This is a genomic window from Pseudomonas sp. AM8 (assembly GCF_036346475.1).
In the GTDB taxonomy this organism is placed as follows: domain Bacteria; phylum Pseudomonadota; class Gammaproteobacteria; order Pseudomonadales; family Pseudomonadaceae; genus Aquipseudomonas; species Aquipseudomonas marginalis.
In genome coordinates this window covers 1-17,614 of the sequence record NZ_JAOTNX010000022.1, presented here as the reverse complement: position 1 = coordinate 17,614, position 17,614 = coordinate 1, and the positions used below count along the sequence as shown (strand labels likewise).

The following is a 17,614-nucleotide window of genomic DNA, read 5'->3' as shown; positions in this document are numbered from 1 at the left end:
CAATTACGGTATAACCCTCGGACGCTTTAGTTTTCCGAGGCCCCGTTTTTCATGCAAAGCCCTGTGCAACGCCCGCTGTGGCAGGTCTACCTGATCTTTCTGGCACCGATGGTGCTGTCCAATTTCCTGCAAAGCTTTTCCGGCACCCTCAACGGTATTTATGTCGGGCAGATGCTCGGCACCCAGGCGCTGGCGGCGGTGTCGGGGATGTTCCCCATCGTGTTCTTCTTCATTGCCCTGGTGATCGGTCTGGGGGCCGGCGCTTCGGTGCTGATTGGCCAGGCCTGGGGCGCCCAGGAAACCGGGATGGTCAAGGCGATTACCGGTGCCACCCTGACCCTCGGCGCGCTGGTGGGCCTGATCGCAGCGGTGCTGGGCAGCCTGTTTGCGCGCCCGGCGTTGCAGGCATTGGGTACGCCTGCGGATGTGCTCGACGATGCCGTGGGCTATGCCCAGATGATGATGCTGATCATGCCGCTGTTGCTGGTATTTATCCTCTATACCCAGCTGTTGCGCGGGGTCAGCGACACGATCTCGCCGCTGCTGGCGCTGATGGTCTCGACCCTGGTCGGCCTGCTGTTGACCCCGGCGCTGATTCGCGGCTGGATTGGCCTGCCGCCCCTGGGGATCCAGAGCGCGGTGTACGCAGGCCTGGTGGGGAATGCCTCGGCGATGCTGTTTCTGATCCTGCGCCTGCGCCATAAAAACCATGTGATGGCGCCGGACCGCGAACTGCTCGCGGCCTTGCGCCTGGACCGCGTCATCCTCGGCAAAGTCCTGCGCATTGGCTTGCCTACAGGCTTGCAGATGGTGGTGTTGTCGCTGTCGGAGTTGGTCATCCTTGCCTTGGTCAATGGCCATGGGTCCCAGGCCACGGCGGCCTATGGGGCGGTGACGCAGATCGTCAACTACGTGCAGTTTCCGGCCCTGTCGATTGCCATCACTGCTTCGATCCTCGGGGCCCAGGCGATTGGGGCAGGGCGGCTGGAGCGTATCGGGCCGATCCTGCGTACCGGACTGTTGATCAATACCTGCCTGACCGGTGGCCTGATCGTGCTGGGCTATCTGTTGTCGCACTGGTTGCTCGGGTTGTTCATCACCGATGACGCCGCACGCGTGAATGCCGAGCACCTGCTGCACATCATGCTGTGGAGCATCCTCGTGTTCGGCTTCCAGGCCGTGATCGGCGGGATCATGCGCGCCAGCGGCGTGGTGCTGATGCCCGTGGCGATCTCGATCTTCTGCGTGCTGTGTGTCGAGCTACCGATGGCGTACCTGCTGAATGCGCACTTCGGCCTGGAAGGCGTCTGGATGGCGTTCCCGGTAACGTACCTGGCGATGCTGGGGTTGCAGGCCGCGTACTACCGGCTGGTGTGGCGGCATAAGCAGATCAAGCGGTTGGTGTGAGTTTCAGGCCGCGCAGCAGGAGTTCCAGGCCCTGCAAACCTTGCTCCAGACGCTCATCCGGATGTTCTGACCGGGCGATCCACAGGGCGGTGTTGACCAGGCTGCCATTGATCAACTGCGCCAGCGCCAGGCTCGGTGCGCCAGGGACGATGCCCGCCTGCATCAGGGCTTCCAGCAGTTGGCGCAACGACTCGACACAGTGTTGCTGGGAGCCGGTATCGCCCAATACAGCCGGCGCATCCTGCAGCACAACGCGTTGGATTTCGCCGTCCTGGGCCATGCGCAAATAAGCGCGGCAGCGTTCGCAAAAACCGCTCCATGGGTCTTGGGCTTCGTCTGAGATACGCTGCAAACATGCGTCCATCTCACGATCGAGTTGAGCAACCACGGCGGCCAGCAGCCCCTTCTTGTCACCAAAGTGATGGTACAGCGCGCCGCGTGTCAGGCCGACGTGGGCGGTGAAATCGTCCATCGATGTATTGGCATAGCCTTGGGTGGCGAAGGCTTGGCGTGCGCTGGCGAGCAGTCGGGCGCGGGTGTCTTCGATCATTTCGGCACGGGCTCGGCTCATGGGTAGGGCTCACAATGGGCAAGTCAAAGATTGACATACGCTGCGTATGTTGCGCATGATTTGTCACATACGCACCGTATGTATTTTGCCTTGATCACTGCAGATAGCAAGTTCCAGGGCATCAGGAAGAGGTTGAGCAGGATGGCAAACCCTTATGCCGAGTTGTTCCAGGTCCCCGGCGCCCGGGCCTTTGTATTGGCCGGCATGCTGGCGCGCATGCCGGTGTCCATGGCCGGTATCGGCCTGATCACCATGCTTTCCCAAGTGCACGGCGGTTATGGCCTGGCCGGCTCGGTGGCGGCGGTGTTCGCCCTGGCTACGGCGTTTTGTGCGCCGCAGGTGTCACGCTTGGTGGACCGGTACAGCCAAGGCCGGGTGCTGCCGATTGCCGCCTTGATCGGTGGCGGGGCGCTGTTGTTGCTGTTGCTGTGCACGCGGTTGCAGGCGCCGACCTGGACGCTGTTCCTGTTTGCTGCCCTCGCGGGCTGCATGCCGAATATGTCAGCCATGGTGCGGGCGCGCTGGACCGAGCTGTACCGCGGCCAGCCCAAGCTGCAAACCGCCTTTGCCCTGGAATCGGTGCTGGATGAGGTGTGCTTCATCATCGGCCCACCGATTTCGGTGGGCTTGAGCGTGGTGCTGTTCCCCGAAGCCGGGCCTCTGGTGGCCGCGTTGCTGCTGGCGGTTGGCGTGACCACGTTTGTGCTGCAACGCGCGACCGAACCCCCGGTGCATGAGCACCACGCTCACCATCAGGGCTGGCTGATCGCGTCACCGTCGGTGCTGATCCTGATGATCCTGCTGCTGGCCATGGGGGTGATCGTGGGTGTGGTGGATGTGGTCAGCGTGGCCTTTGCCCAGCACCAGGGCCAACCGGCGGCGGCAAGCATCGTGCTTTCGGTGTACGCCATCGGCTCGTGCCTGGCGGGGTTGGCCTTTGGCACCCTAAAACTCAAGGCGCCGCTGCCCCGGCAGTTCCTGTTCTGCGGCGCGGCCACGGCGCTGACCACCTTGCCGTTGCTGATGGTCAGCAACATTCCGGGTCTGGCGGTGGCCATCTTCATTTCCGGACTGTTCTTCGCCCCCACCCTGATCGTTTCCATGGCCCTGGTGGAAAAGATCGTGCCCGCGAGCCGCCTGACCGAGGGCATGACTTGGCTGATCACCGGCCTGAGCATCGGCGTGGCCATCGGTGCCGCCAGCTCCGGCTGGATGATCGACCATTTTGGCGCCGCCAGCGGGTTCTGGGTGGCGTTGGCAGCGGGGGCGGTGGTGATGGGGGCAGCGGTGTTGGGCTATCGGCGGTTGGGTTGAGTTTCATACTTGATATCGAGCGCTGTGTCGGTGCCATTCGTTGTTGCCTGCCAGCCATGCCTTCACACCGTCCAGGAATCGTTCGAGAAGCGGCGAGGCGTGCATGAGCAATCGGTGCTCCAGGGTTTCATAGCGGCGCACGATTTCATTGTGAGTTTCAGCTGCCAGCCACAGGGCTTGCTGTAACGAGCAACCCCGTTCCTGGGCCAGCAGCAACGGAAGATTGAAGTCACCTATTTCAGGCACGCTCTCTTTGGGAGCGGAGTACACGTCATTGGCAATGATGGTTGCGCTCGCGGCGAGGGTGATGACTTCTCGTACCGGCGCGCAGAAATATGTTTCGGCGTCCAGCTCATAGCCGCCGACCACATCAATCAGTGCCATACAGGGTAAAAAACTGTTGACCTGCCGATGGGCCAGATACTCCCAGACAGAAGGCGAACGGTGTTCGATGCGCCATGAGGCTTCGGCGTTCATGGTCACGAACATGGCGATGGTCTCCAACCGAACGCGGGCCATTTGATTCGCGCTGCCATAGCGAGCCAGATGGCGCATGTAGCCCCGTAGGCCACGCAATACCGGGTCGTGATTCAGCGCCTGTTCCAGCGCACGGTCGTGTGGTGGGGTCAGGTGCGCCTTGTCCAGCGCGGCCAGTGCCAGGGACAGGCGAGGGCCCAATAGCCGTGGGTTAGACCCACTGCGTTCGTCGTCGCAATAATGGTCGTCCACCGCGAACAACGCCGCGATGCATTTTGCTGAAAGCAACAAGCGTTCCGGGGCATCGGTGTCGGGGTGGCACAGCATTGCAAAGCGCCCGAAATTCGAGGCCCGTACCTGTTCCAACTGGCCTTCGAAAATGCCCACTCGCCTGACCCACGCCAGCAATAGGTCATTGATGTGATTGCCCAATGTCTCATCCACCCTGACAGGAAGTGGGCATTCGAGCGGCGGTATCTCAAGCTGGGCGGCAGTGTGGTGGTCCGGACTCTTCCGGGAGGGGGGCGGTGGGTTTTTGATGTCTTTCATAGCAAGAATCCGCAGTGTCTACGCCATTGGACGTTACGGCGGACCAACGATCATGAAAGGCTTGGGGCGTTTGATCTTTGAGTGTAGAAGGCCCGGCACAAAATACAATTCAGCCATTTAGTTCTATTTGGAATCGACTCTTTCGGAGAACTGGATAAGGACCGCACCATCGTTACCGTGATCAATCGCTGATGGTCAACTCGTGTTGTCGCTGTCCGGGCAGCGCAGGTGAGGGTCGGTGCCCGGACCGGGATTGCCCTGACGGCAACCCACCAAGAAAAGGCGCAACGTCAGCCAACTACGGGGGAGGAGTCCGCTCGGTGATGTTGCAGGAATTCGTTCAGCGCCTGGCGCGTCAGGTCGTTCAGGGTCACCTTTTTACGTGTCGCTTCAAGGGCGGCGGCAAGATGAAGATCGTGGCCGACCCGCACGTTAAAAGAGCCTTTGCACGGCTTCTCCGGTGTTTGCCCAAGGGCCTGGCAGGTAGTGAGGTAGTCGTCCACCGCTTCGCGAAATGCAGCGTCCAGTTCGGCGACGGTTTTGCCTTCGTAGCTCACCAGTGCCTTGATGAACAGGATCTTGCCGAACAGGCAGTTATCTTCGAGGCTGGCTTCGATAGAGCCGATGTAGCCATTGTGTTTCAGTTGGTTGTTCACTGAATCAGTTCTCCTGATTTCAATTGTTCGATGATCTGGCGCCGAATGTAGTGTTTCAGTTCGTTGCCGGGATGAGGCTTGTGCAAGGTGATCATTGCACTCGGATCGCCAATGTCGAACTTGACGCGGCTTCCAGCCCCCTCAATCTGTGTGTAGCCAAGACGACGCAGCAGCGTGACGAGCTCGGGCCAGGTAAATGCCATGTGCTCGTTGAGCAGTTTGGCGAGCAGCTTTTCATTTTTGGACACGGCGTTCCCTGCGTGTAACTAAATGTAGTTGCAAAAGATGGTGTCCGTCAATGCTAGCTGGGGTTCGTGTGTCGTTCCCGGGATTGATGTAACCCTTGATGACAGCTCGCTCTGCGCCTCCCATCCCCCGCTAATTTTTCCCTCTCCGGTTCGTTTTATAGGGACGACGTGCCTTTGTGCTTCCTGCCTATTGCTCCGGACTCCAACAAATGAATGCTGAAGACTCCTTGAAACTTGCTCGCCGGTTTATCGGGTTGCCCCTGGAAAAACGCCAGCTGTTCCTGCAGGCATTGCAGAAAGAAGGGGTGGATTTTTCGCGGTTTCCGATTCCGGCCGGCGTGGAGGCAGAGGACCGCCAGGCGCTGTCCTACGCGCAACAGCGCATGTGGTTTCTCTGGCAACTGGACCCGAGCAGCGGCGCCTACAACCTGCCGGGCGCCGTGCGCCTCAAGGGTGCGCTGAACCTTGGCGCCATGGAGCAGGCGTTCGCCAGTCTGGTGGCCCGGCACGAAACCCTGCGCACGGTGTTCCAGCGCCAGGCCGATGAACGCTTGATGCAGGTGGCCGTAGCGCCGTCGCTGGCCATTGAACAGCTCGATCTAACGGCGTTGGCCCCGGCCGAACGCGAACACGCCGTCAACGACGCGGCCAGCCGCCAATCGTTGCTGCCGTTCGACCTGGAACACGGCCCGCTGCTGCGCGTGCAACTGCTCAAGCTCGATGCCCAGGAGCACGTGCTGCTGCTGACCCTGCACCATATCGTTTCCGATGGCTGGTCGATGAACGTGCTGATCGACGAGTTCATCCGTTTTTACGACGCCCACGAGCGCAACGAAGCGCCGCCATTGCCGGCGCTGCCGATCCAGTACAGCGACTACGCCTTGTGGCAGCGCCGCTGGCTGGAAGCGGGGGAACAGGCCCGTCAATTGGAATACTGGCAAGCGCGGCTGGGTGATGAGCATCCGGTGCTGGAACTGCCAACGGACCACCCGCGCCCAGCCATGCCCAGCTATCAGGGCACCCGTCACACCTTCGCGATTGAGCCGGCGCTGGCTGCGCAGTTGCGCACCTGCGCGCAACAGCACAACGTCACCCTGTTCATGCTGCTGCTCGGCGCCTTCAATGTGTTGCTGCATCGCTACACCGGCCAGGGCGATATCCGCGTCGGCGTGCCGATCGCCAACCGCAACCGTACGGAAGTCGAGGGGCTGATCGGCTTCTTCGTCAACACGCAAGTCCTGCGTACTGAGCTGAGCGGGCAAACCCGCGTCGCCGAGTTGCTGCAAGGTATCAAGGAGCACGCCCTTGGCGCCCAGGCGCACCAGGAATTGCCCTTCGAGCGCCTGGTGGAAGCCCTGAAGGTCGAGCGCAGCCTGAGCCATACGCCGCTGTTCCAGGTGATGTACAACCATCAGCCGGTGGTGGCCGACATCGCCTCGGTCAGCACCGCCTCCGGCCTGGAGCTGGCCCTGGTGGAGTGGCAAGGCCGCACCACCCAGTTTGACCTGACCCTCGACACCTATGAAAAATCCGGCACTTTGCACGCCGCGCTGACCTACGCCAATGACCTGTTCGACGCGCCATCCATCGCGCGGATGGCACGCCACTGGATCAGCCTGTTGCAGGCCATGGTGGCCGATGGCGAACAGCGCATCGGCGAGTTGCCGATGCTGGCCGTCGATGAGCAACAGAGGCTGGTGCACGCCTGGAACCAGACCGCGCAAACGTATCCGAGCGAGCGGGGCATTCATCACCTGATCGAAGACCAGGTACAGCGCACCCCGGATGCGCCGGCGCTGGTGTTCGGCGCGACCATGCTGACCTATGCGCAACTCGACGCCCGTGCCAACCAACTGGCCCATGCCTTGCGCGACCACGGGGTCGGTCCTGATGCGCTGGTGGGTATCTGCGTTGAGCGTTCCATCGAGATGGTCATCGGCCTGCTGGCTGTGCTCAAGGCCGGCGGCGCCTACGTCCCCCTCGATCCCGAATATCCCCAGGAACGCCTGGCCTACATGATCGAAGACAGCGGCATCCAGCTGCTGCTCAGCCAGCACAGCCTGCTGCCGCTGCTGCCTGTCGAAGGTATTCGAGTGATGCTCCTCGACCAGGCGCCAGACTGGCTCGACGGTTACAGCGTCGCAGCACCTGCTGTCGACATCCACGCGCTGAACCTCGCCTATGTGATCTACACCTCCGGTTCCACCGGCAAGCCCAAGGGCGCCGGCAACAGCCATCGCGCACTGGTCAACCGCCTGTGCTGGATGCAGCAGGCCTACGGCCTGGATGCCAGTGACGCGGTGCTGCAGAAAACCCCGTTCAGCTTTGATGTGTCGGTGTGGGAGTTCTTCTGGCCGTTGATGACCGGCGCCCGCCTGGTGGTCGCCGCCCCTGGGGAACACCGCGAGCCGGCGCGCCTGATCGAGACCATTGGCGAGCACGGGATCACCACCTTGCACTTCGTGCCGTCCATGCTCCAGGCGTTTATCCATGAGCCGGGCGTGCCGCGCTGCGCCAGCCTCAAGCGTATTGTGTGCAGCGGCGAAGCCTTGCCCCTGGACGCGCAACTGCAGGTGTTCGCCAAGCTGCCCCAGGCTGGTTTGTTCAACCTCTATGGCCCGACGGAAGCGGCCATCGATGTGACCCACTGGACCTGCATCGACGAAGGCCGTGACGCCGTGCCCATCGGCCGTCCGATCGCCAACCTCGGCACCTACGTGCTCGACGCGCAGCTCAACCCGGTGCCTGCCGGCGTGGCCGGCGAGCTGTACCTCGGCGGCACCGGCCTGGCGCGCAGCTACCACCGCCGTCCGGCGCTGACCGCCGAACGTTTTGTGCCCAGCCCCTTCGGTGACGGCGCGCGCCTGTACCGTACCGGCGACCGCGTGCGCCAGCGTGACGACGGTGTGATCGACTACCTTGGCCGTCTCGACCACCAGGTCAAGCTGCGCGGCTTGCGCATCGAATTGGGTGAAATCGAGACACGCCTGATGCAGCACCCGGCGGTGCGTGAGGCGGTGGCGCTGGTGCACGGCGGCAAACAACTGGTGGCCTACCTGGTGCTGGAGGGCGAGACGCCCACCGACCTCAAGGCCTGGCTGCTCGGCAGCCTGCCGGAATACATGGTGCCGACCCATATGGTGCCCCTGGCCAAGCTGCCGGTGACCGCCAACGGCAAGCTCGACCGCAAGGCCCTGCCGTTACCGGATGCAACGCCACAACAGGCCTATATCGCGCCGCAAGACGACCTGCAAAAAGCCCTGGCGGCGATCTGGAGCGATGTGCTCGGCGTCGAGCTGGTGGGGCTGGACGACAACTTTTTCGAGCTGGGCGGCGATTCGATCATCTCCATCCAGGTGGTCAGCCGTGCGCGCCAGGCGGGGATTCGCCTCAGTCCGCGCGACCTGTTCCAGTACCAGAGTGTGCGCAGCCTGGCGTTGGTAGCCGGCTTCGAGCCCGCTACCGTGATTGACCAGGGGCCCGCCCGCGGCGAGGTGATCCTCACCCCGGTGCAGCAAGGCTTTTTCGCCCAGGCGATCCCCGCGCGTCACCACTGGAACCAATCGTTGTTGTTGACCCCGCGCGAGCGCTTGGAACCGGCACGCCTGGAAGCCGCCCTGACCCAGGTGATCAACCATCACGACGCCTTGCGCCTGCGCTTTGTGCAACAGGCCGACACCTGGCAGCAAGCCTACGCCGCGCCGGTCACCGCGCCGGGCCTGTGGCAGACCCACGCCGGCAGCGACGATGAACTGGCGGCGCTGTGCGATGAGGCCCAGCGCAGCCTCGACCTGACGCAAGGCCCGCTGCTGCGTGCCGCGTTAGTGAGCATGGCCGATGGCAGCCAGCGCCTTCTGCTGGTGATCCATCACCTGGCGGTCGATGGCGTCTCCTGGCGCATCGTCCTGGAAGACCTGCAACAGGCTTACCGCCAGGCAGCGTTGCCGACCAAGACCAGCGCCTACCAGCTGTGGGCCGAACAGTTGCAAGCCCATGCCCGCGCGCTGGACGACCAACTGCCGTACTGGCAGGCGCAGTCGGCCGACGCGGACTTGCCGTGCGACAACCCCCAGGGCGGCCTGCAAAACCGCTTGGGCAGCAAGCTCGAAATCCGCCTTGACGCCGAGCACACCCGTCAACTGCTCCAGGACGCGCCAGCGGCCTACCGCACCCAGGTCAATGACCTGCTGCTGACGGCCCTGGCGCGGGTGGTCAGCCGTTGGAGCGGCCAGAACGCCGCACTGATCCAGCTGGAAGGCCATGGCCGCGAAGACCTGTTCGACGGTGTCGACCTGACCCGCACCGTGGGCTGGTTCACCAGCCTGTTCCCGGTACGCCTGCAAGCCTGCGGCGAGCTGTCGGCTGCGATCAAGGCGGTCAAGGAGCAATTGCGTGCCGTGCCCGCCAAAGGCATCGGCTACGGTCTGCTGCGCTACCTCGGCCCGCCTGCGGCCCGCGAAGCCCTGGCGAACCTGGCCGCGCCACGCATTACCTTCAACTACCTGGGCCAGTTCGACCGCCAGTTCAACGAATCCGTGTTGTTTGTACCGTCTACCCAGGGCAGCGGCCAGGCCCAGGATGCCGAGGCACCGCTGGCCAACTGGTTGACCGTGGAAGGGCAGGTGTACGGCGGTGAGCTGGCGCTGCAATGGGGGTTCAGCCGCGAGATGTTCGAGGCGTCGACGGTGCAGCAGTTGGCGGATGACTACGCGGCAGAGCTCAAGGCCTTGATCGAGCATTGCCGAGCCACCCCGGCAGGGCAGGTTACCCCTTCGGACTTCCCACTGGCGCGCTTGACCCAACAGCAACTGGACGCGTTGCCCGTGGCGGGGCCGGCGATTGCCGACCTTTATCCGCTGTCGCCGATGCAGCAGGGCATGTTGTTCCATACCCTCTACGCGCCAGAAGCCCAGGCGTACATCAACCAGTTGCGCGTGGATATCGACGGCCTCGACCTGCTGGCGTTCGGCCGCGCCTGGCAGGCGGCACTGGACCGCCATGACATTCTGCGCAGCAGCTTCCACTGGCTGGGCCTGGACAGTGCCCATCAAGTCATCCAGCGTCAGGTCGACGTGCAGTTGCACGTGATCGAAGACATCGATGCTGACTTCGATGCGCTTGCCGAGGCTGAACGCGAGAAGGGCTTCGCGCTTAATGCCGCGCCGCTGTTTCGCCTGATGCTGGTGCGGGGCGCCGGTAACGCCTGGCATCTGATCTTCACCAGTCACCACATCCTCATGGACGGTTGGAGTAACGCCCAGTTGCTGGGTGAAGTCATCGCCCACTATGCCGGCCAGGCCTTGCCCGCGCCGCTGGGGCAGTTCCGCGATTACCTGGGCTGGCTGCAACAGCAAGCGTCGGGTGAGACGTTCTGGAAAGCCGCCCTGGCGCCGTTGCAAACACCCACCTTGCTCGCGCAAGCGCTGCGCGCGCCGGTCGATGGCCTGGGCACGGCTGAGCATCAATTGATCCTTGAGGGCGAGTTCACACAGGCCCTCGGCGAGTTCGCCCGTCGCCAGAAAATCACTCTCAATACCGTGCTGCAAGGAGCGTGGAGCCTGTTGCTGCAGCGCTACACCGGTCAGGATTGCGTGGCCTTTGGCGCGACCGTCGCCGGGCGTTCGGCACCGCTGCCGGGGATCGAGCAGCAACTGGGCCTATTCATCAACACGCTGCCTATCGTCAGTACGCCTTCGCCAGCCCAACCGGCCGCCCAATGGCTCAACGAGTTGCAAACCCTGAATCTCAGCCTGCGTGACCACGAGCATGTGCCGCTGTACGACATACAAGGCTGGGCCGGTCAGCAGGGCGCATTGTTCGACACTTTGCTGGTGTTCGAAAACTTCCCTGTGGCCGAGGCCCTGAAGCAGGGCGCACCCGCAGGCCTGGCGTTTGGCCATATTCACAACCATGAACGCACCCATTACCCTTTGACCTTGGGCATTGAGTTGGGGGCCAGCCTGCGCCTGGAGTTCAGTTACGACCGGGCGCGGTTCAGCGCTGAACAGGTCGCACGCTTGAGCGCCAACCTGCACCACCTGCTGGTGCAGTTGCTCGCGGATGCCCAGGCGCCCCTTGGCAACCTGCAATTGCTTGACTCCACCGCACAACGCGACGTGCTTGCACTGAGCCAGTCGCCGGGCGCTGCCCAACGCCAGCTGCGCGTGCACGAACGCATTGCGGCCCAGGCTGCTGCCACACCGGACGCGCTGGCGGTACAGGCTGGCGAAGCGCGCTTGAGCTATGCCCAGCTCAATGCCCATGCCAACCGGCTCTCCCATCGCCTGCTGGAACTGGGCGCGGGCCCGGGCCAGCGCGTGGGCCTGGCGTCGCGGCGCGGCCCGCAACTGATCGTCAGCCTGCTGGCCGTGCTCAAAAGCGGCGCGGCCTATGTGCCCCTGGACCCGAACTATCCCGCCGACCGTCTGGCCTACATGCTGGCGGACAGCCGCCTGGACCTGTTGCTCAGCGAAGCCGGGTTGCTGGCCGACCTGCCGCTGCCGCAAGGGCTGGCCCGTCTGGACTTCACCGTCTCCGGTACCGAGCTGGCCGGCTACCCTGCCAGCAACCCACTCACCCAGGCTGCCGCTGCCGATCTGGCGTACGTAATCTACACCTCGGGCTCCACCGGCCAACCCAAGGGCGTGGCCATCGACCATGCGGCCCTCGGCCAATTCTGCGACAGCGCCGAGGTCTACAGCCAACTGTGTGCAGAGGACCGCGTGCTGCAGTTCGCGACCTTCAGTTTCGACGGCTTTGTCGAACAGTGCTACCCGCCGCTGTGTGTGGGCGCCGCGCTGATCATGCGTGGCGATGAACTGTGGGATGCCGGGCAACTGGCACGGGAAATCGTCGAGCAGGGCGTGACCCTGGCTGACTTGCCGGCGGCCTACTGGTACCTGTTGGCCAAGGAGTGCGAGGCCGATGGTCGCGCCCTGGGTAACCTGCGCCAGGTGCATGTGGGCGGCGAGGCCATGTCGGTGGAAGGGCTGCGCGCCTGGCACGCGGCCGGCCTGGGCGGCGTGCGCCTGGTCAACACCTACGGGCCGACCGAGGCCACCGTGGTGTCCAGCGTGCATGAGTGCCAACTGGCGGATGCCAGTGATGCGTTCGGTGTGCCGATTGGCCGGGCGAGCGATGGTCGCTCGCTGTATGTACTCGACAGCGGTTTCGAGCTGTTGGCCACCGATGGCGTTGGCGAGCTGTGCATCGGTGCCGAGTTCGGCCTGGCCCAGCGTTACTTCGACCGCCCGGCGTTGACCGCCGAGCGCTTCCTGCCGGATCCGTTTTCGACGGTTCCCGGTGCGCGACTCTACCGCAGTGGCGACCTGGCCCGTTACAACGAGGCGGGCGCCTTGGAGTACGTGGGGCGTATCGACCATCAGGTGAAGATCCGCGGGTTCCGTATCGAAATGGGCGAAATCGAGGCCAGCCTGCAAGCCCTGCCATGGGTGCGCGAAGCTGCCGTCGTTGCGCAGCCGAGTGCCACCGGTACGCAGTTGGTCGCGTACGTGGTCGCGGCCCACGGCCAACCACTGGATACCCAGGTGCTGGCGGCGGTCTTGCGCCAGTCCTTGCCGGATTACATGGTGCCGGGGCATTGGCTGGTGCTCGATGCCCTGCCGTTGAACAACAACGGCAAGCTTGACCGCCGCGCACTGCCGCTGCCGGACCTGAGCCAGGCGCGACACGTCTACCGCGCTCCGCAAAGCCCGCTGCACATGCAATTGGCGGCGATCTGGCAAACGGTGTTGCACGTCGAGCAGGTGGGGCTCGATGACCATTTCTTCGAACGCGGTGGCCATTCGTTGCTGGCCACTCAGGTGATCTCCCGCGTGCGTCACGACCTCAAGCTGGACGTGCCGTTGCGAGCGTTGTTCGAGCAGCCGACGCTGGAAGCGTTCGCGGCGGCCTGCGCAGGGGTGCAGGCCGGCACTGCCAGCCCGATGGTGGCGCTGGGGCGCGACCGTCCGTTGGCACTGTCCTTCGCCCAGGAACGCCAATGGTTCCTTTGGCAACTGGATCCCTGCAGCGCCGCCTACCACGTACCGACCGCATTGCACCTGCGCGGTGAGCTGGATATCCCGGCACTGGAGCACGCGTTCCAGGCCTTGGTGCAGCGTCATGAACCGCTGCGTACCACCTTCGTGGAAGAGGCTGAGCACACCTGGCAGGTCATCCAGCCCAACCTGGCGATGGTGATCCAACGCCAGCAGGTGCAAGACTCGGCCATCGAGCAGGCGGTCGCGCAAGAGATCCAACGCCCGTTCGACCTGCTCAACGGTCCGCTGATGCGCGTCATGCTGCTGGAGATCACGGCCGCGCACCATGTGCTGGTGATCACCCAGCACCACATCATCTCCGACGGCTGGTCGATGCAAGTGATGGTCGACGAACTGCTGGCGCTGTATCAAGGCCAGGCGCCGTTGCCGGCCTTACCGATCCAGTACGCCGACTATGCCGTGTGGCAGCGCGATTGGATGGCGGCCGGGGAGAAACAACGCCAACTCGATTACTGGCGTGCGCGCCTGGGCACCGAACACGCGGTGCTGGAACTGCCCCTGGACCACCCGCGCCCGGCGGTGCAAAGCCAGCGCGGTGCGCGTCGGCGTGTACACCTGGATAACGCCCTGGTGGCCGAGCTCAAGGCACTCGCCCAGCGCCAGGACGTGACTTTGTTCATGCTCCTGCTGGCGTCGTTCCAGACGTTGCTGCACCGCTACAGCGGCCAGGCCGAGATCCGCGTCGGGGTGCCGATCGCCAACCGCAATCGCCTGGAAACCGAGCGTCTGGTTGGCTTCTTCGTCAACACCCAGGTGCTCAAGGCCGACCTGCACGGGCAGATGGCCTTTGACCAGTTACTGGCCCAGGTCAAGCAACGTGCCCTGGAAGCCCAGGCCCATCAGGACTTGCCGTTCGAACAACTGGTAGAAGCGCTGCAACCGGAACGCAGCCTCAGCCATAACCCGTTGTTCCAGGTGATGTTCAATCACCAGGACAACCTGCGCGCCGGCCCGGTGCAACTGCCTGGCCTGGCTCTGCATCCGGTGGATTGGACCGGTCACACGACCCAGTTCGACCTCAACCTGGAAACCGAGGAGTCCGTCGACGGCCTTTGGGCATCCCTGACCTACGCCACCGACCTGTTCGACGCCGCCACCCTGGAGCGCCTGGCCGTGCACTGGCAGAACCTGCTGCGCGCAGTGGTCAACGATGCCTCCCAGGCCCTGGACGAACTGGCGATGCTCAGCCCATCGCAATGGCAGCAGATGGTCGAAGACTGGAACCACACGACCGTCGACTACCCACGCGAGCGCTGTGTCCACCAGTTGTTCGAAGCACAAGCCCTGACACAGCCGCACGCCATCGCGCTGCAATTTAATGGCGAGGCCGTGAGCTACAGCGAACTCAACCGCCGCGCCAACCGCCTGGCCCATCGCCTGATCGCGGCGGGCGTTGGCCCGGACGTGCGGGTGGCGGTGCATGTGGAGCGTTCCCTGCACATGGTGGTCGGCCTGCTTGCGACCCTCAAGGCCGGTGGCGCCTATGTGCCGCTGGACCCGCAATTCCCGGCGGAGCGCCTGGCCTTCATGCTCGAAGACAGCCGCGCCCAGGTGCTGCTGACTCAGTCGCCGCTGATTGGGCGCCTGGTGCAACCGCAAGGCCTGCAGGTGCTTTTGGTCGAGGACGCCGGCGGTGACGAACACAACCCGCAGGTCAGCGTCACGCCGCAACACCTGGCCTATGTGATCTACACCTCCGGCTCCACCGGCAAGCCCAAGGGCGTGATGGTGCCGCACCAGGCGCTGTGCAGCTTTACCTGCGGCATGGCCGGCACCCTGGACATCGGCGCGCAGGCGCGGGTGCTGTCGCTGACGACGTTCTCGTTCGACATCTTTGCCCTGGAGCTGTACGTGCCGCTGACAGTCGGCGCCACGGTGCTGCTGAGCGGTCAGGAACTGGCGCTCGACCCGGAGGCGATAATCGACCTGGTCACCGCCCAATCCGCCAGCGTACTGCAAGCCACGCCGTCCACCTGGCGCATGCTGCTGGAAAGCCCACGTGCCGACCTGCTGCGCGGCATCAAGTGCCTGTGCGGCGGCGAAGCGCTGCCGGCCGATCTGGCCCAGCGCATGCTCGACCTGCAAGGCCCGGTATGGAACCTCTATGGTCCCACCGAAACCACCATTTGGTCGGTGGCCCATCGCCTGCAGGAGGCGCAACCTTTGGTCGGGCGCCCGATCGCCAACACCGCGTTGTTCATCCTCAATGCCGGGCTCAGTCCATGCCCGGTGGGTGCGGCCGGTGAACTGCTGATCGGCGGCGTCGGCCTGGCACGCGGCTACCACGCGCGGCCAGCCCTCACCGCCGAGCGTTTCGTGCCCAACCCGTACGGCGCGCCGGGCGAGCGCCTGTACCGCACCGGCGACCTGGCACGCTACCGTGCCGACGGCGTGGTGGAGTACATCGGCCGGGTCGACCATCAGGTCAAGGTGCGCGGTTTCCGTATCGAACTGGGCGAAATCGAAGCCTGCCTGCGCGAGCATGAAGGCGTTCGCGAAGCCGTGGTGCTGGCCGACAACGACCGCTTGATCGCCTACCTGGTGACGTCTGCGGCACAGCCGGCGCAAGCCTACACAGCGGCCTTGCGTGAGCGCCTGCCGGACTACATGGTGCCGGCGCACGTGATGTTCCTCGACGGCCTGCCCTTGACCCCCAACGGCAAGCTCGACCGTAAGGCCTTGCCCAAGGTCGATACCCGCCTGTTGCTGAAAAGCCATGTGGCCGCCGTCACCCCGCGCGAACAACAGGTCGCGGCGATCTGGGCCGAGGTGCTGGGCGTGCCCCAGGTCGGCCTTGACGACCATTTCTTCGAGCTGGGCGGGCATTCGCTGCTGGCTACGCGGGTGGTATCGCGGGTGCGCCAGGCACTGGCGCTGGAAGTGGCGCTCAAGACCCTGTTCGAACACCCGTTGCTGGGTGACTTCGTGGTGGCCCTGGGTGAGGAGGGCGTGGTCGCCCCGGCGCTGCTCAAGGCCGATCGCAGCCAGCCGTTGCTGCTGTCGTATGCCCAGGAACGCCAATGGTTCCTCTGGCAACTCGACTCCGAAAGCGCCGCGTACCACATCCCCAGCGCCCTGCGTTTGACAGGCCCGTTGGACCTGGCGGCGCTGCAACGCAGCTTCGACACCTTGCTGGCACGGCATGAAAGCCTGCGCACCCATTTGCGCCAGGACGCCGCCGGTACGGTCCAAGTGATTGAAGACTCGGGCCTGATTGAAATCGATTTGGTCGACACCGATGAAGCCGGCCTCAAGGCACGGGTGGCTGACGTCGTTGCGCAGCCATTCGACCTGCTGCGCGGGCCGTTGCTGCGGGCCCAGTTGCTGCGCCTGGCCGAGGACGAACATGTGCTGGTGCTGGTGCAGCACCATATCGTCTCCGATGGCTGGTCGATGCAACTGATGGTCGAGGAGCTGGTGCAACTGTACGCCGCCTTCAGCCACGGGCAGACGCCAGCCCTGCCGGCCTTGCCGATCCAGTACGCCGACTATGCCGTGTGGCAGCGCCAATGGATGGAGGCGGGAGAGAAGGCCCGTCAACTGGCCTACTGGCGTGAGCAGTTGGGCGGTGTGCAGCCTGTGCTGGAATTGCCTTTCGACTACCTGCGCCCGGCCGTGCAAAGCCATCGCGGCGCTCGCCTGGGCATCGAGTTGCAACCGCAGCTGCTGGCCGGTTTGCGTCGCCTGGCGCAGAGCGCCGGAGTGACGTTGCCGATGGTGCTGCTGGCGTCCTACCAGGCGTTGCTGCACCGCTACAGCGGCCAGGAAGACGTGCGTGTCGGGGTGCCGATTGCCAACCGCAATCGCCTGGAAACCGAGGGGCTGATCGGTTTCTTCGTCAATACCCAGGTGCTCAAGGCCGATATCCACGGGCAGATGAGCGTTGTGCAACTGCTGCAACAGGTACGCCAACGTTCCCTCGAAGCCCAGGCCCACCAGGACCTGCCGTTCGAGCAGTTGGTCGAAGCGCTGCAGCCCGAGCGCAGCATGAGCCTGAGCCCACTGTTCCAGGTGATGTTCAACCATCGCGTGACCTCGGCAGCCAATCACCTGCAGCGCCTCACCGAACTGGACGTCGAGGTGCTGAGCTGGGATGAAGGCGTGGCCCAGTTCGACCTGGCACTGGACGTGGAGGAAAGCCAGGCGACCCTGCGTGCCTCCCTGAGCTACGCCACCGATCTGTTTGCCCCAGCCACTATTGAGCGCATGGCCGGCCACTGGCAAAACCTGTTGCAGGCGATGGTTGCCGACCAACAGCAATCCATCAGCCAACTCAACCTGCTGGGCCAGGATGAGCAACGACACATCCTGCAGCTGTGGAACCAGACT

At 64.0% G+C, this 17,614-nt stretch carries 7 protein-coding genes; 3 read left to right on the top strand and 4 right to left on the bottom strand.

Annotated features, from left to right (window positions below; genetic code table 11):
• Positions 1 to 51: 51 nt before the first annotated feature.
• Positions 52 to 1,407 (top strand): MATE family efflux transporter, encoded by a 1,356-nt coding sequence (locus V3W40_RS32635; protein ID WP_330216396.1) that lies wholly within the window; start codon positions 52 to 54, stop codon positions 1,405 to 1,407.
• Here V3W40_RS32635 and V3W40_RS32630 read toward each other — a convergent pair.
• Positions 1,391 to 1,978 carry a TetR/AcrR family transcriptional regulator gene (locus tag V3W40_RS32630; protein WP_065949029.1) on the bottom strand — a complete coding sequence of 196 codons (588 nt, stop codon included), beginning with the start codon at positions 1,976 to 1,978 and terminating at the stop codon, positions 1,391 to 1,393. The genes V3W40_RS32635 and V3W40_RS32630 overlap by 17 nt on opposite strands.
• Before the next feature lie 141 nt (positions 1,979 to 2,119).
• Between V3W40_RS32630 and V3W40_RS32625 the strand changes: the two genes are divergently transcribed.
• Positions 2,120 to 3,292, top strand: coding sequence for an MFS transporter (locus V3W40_RS32625; RefSeq protein ID WP_330216395.1), 1,173 nt, complete (start codon positions 2,120 to 2,122; stop codon positions 3,290 to 3,292).
• 3 nt (positions 3,293 to 3,295) lie between these two features.
• On the opposite strand, the gene V3W40_RS32620 is transcribed toward V3W40_RS32625, so the two are convergent.
• The 3 genes from V3W40_RS32620 to V3W40_RS32610 all read right to left on the bottom strand — a co-directional run bounded on the left by V3W40_RS32620 (position 3,296) and on the right by V3W40_RS32610 (position 5,222).
• Complete coding sequence (locus tag V3W40_RS32620; RefSeq protein ID WP_330216394.1) at positions 3,296 to 4,318, bottom strand: family 2 encapsulin nanocompartment cargo protein terpene cyclase; 1,023 nt, start codon at positions 4,316 to 4,318, stop codon at positions 3,296 to 3,298.
• Between the two features lie 290 nt (positions 4,319 to 4,608).
• A complete protein-coding gene (locus V3W40_RS32615) occupies positions 4,609 to 4,974 on the bottom strand; it encodes a type II toxin-antitoxin system HicB family antitoxin (protein ID WP_330216393.1) in 366 nt (121 codons plus the stop codon).
• Positions 4,971 to 5,222: a type II toxin-antitoxin system HicA family toxin gene (locus V3W40_RS32610; RefSeq protein WP_038846635.1), complete on the bottom strand. Its 252-nt coding sequence runs from the start codon at positions 5,220 to 5,222 to the stop codon at positions 4,971 to 4,973. Before V3W40_RS32610 ends, V3W40_RS32615 begins: the two co-directional genes overlap by 4 nt.
• Before the next feature lie 209 nt (positions 5,223 to 5,431).
• Here V3W40_RS32610 and V3W40_RS32605 point away from each other — a divergent pair.
• Positions 5,432 to 17,614 (top strand): non-ribosomal peptide synthase/polyketide synthase (locus tag V3W40_RS32605; RefSeq protein ID WP_330216392.1); only part of this gene is annotated, 12,183 nt, incomplete at its 3' end.

Excerpts from the sequence above, each read along its gene's own strand:
- V3W40_RS32635 (WP_330216396.1), top strand. The coding sequence starts at position 52 with ATGCAAAGCCCTGTGCAACGCCCGCTGTGGCAGGTCTACCTGATCTTT.
- V3W40_RS32625 (WP_330216395.1), top strand. The coding sequence starts at position 2,120 with ATGGCAAACCCTTATGCCGAGTTGTTCCAGGTCCCCGGCGCCCGGGCC.
- V3W40_RS32620 (WP_330216394.1), bottom strand. The coding sequence starts at position 4,318 with ATGAAAGACATCAAAAACCCACCGCCCCCCTCCCGGAAGAGTCCGGAC.
- V3W40_RS32630 (WP_065949029.1), bottom strand. The coding sequence starts at position 1,978 with ATGAGCCGAGCCCGTGCCGAAATGATCGAAGACACCCGCGCCCGACTG.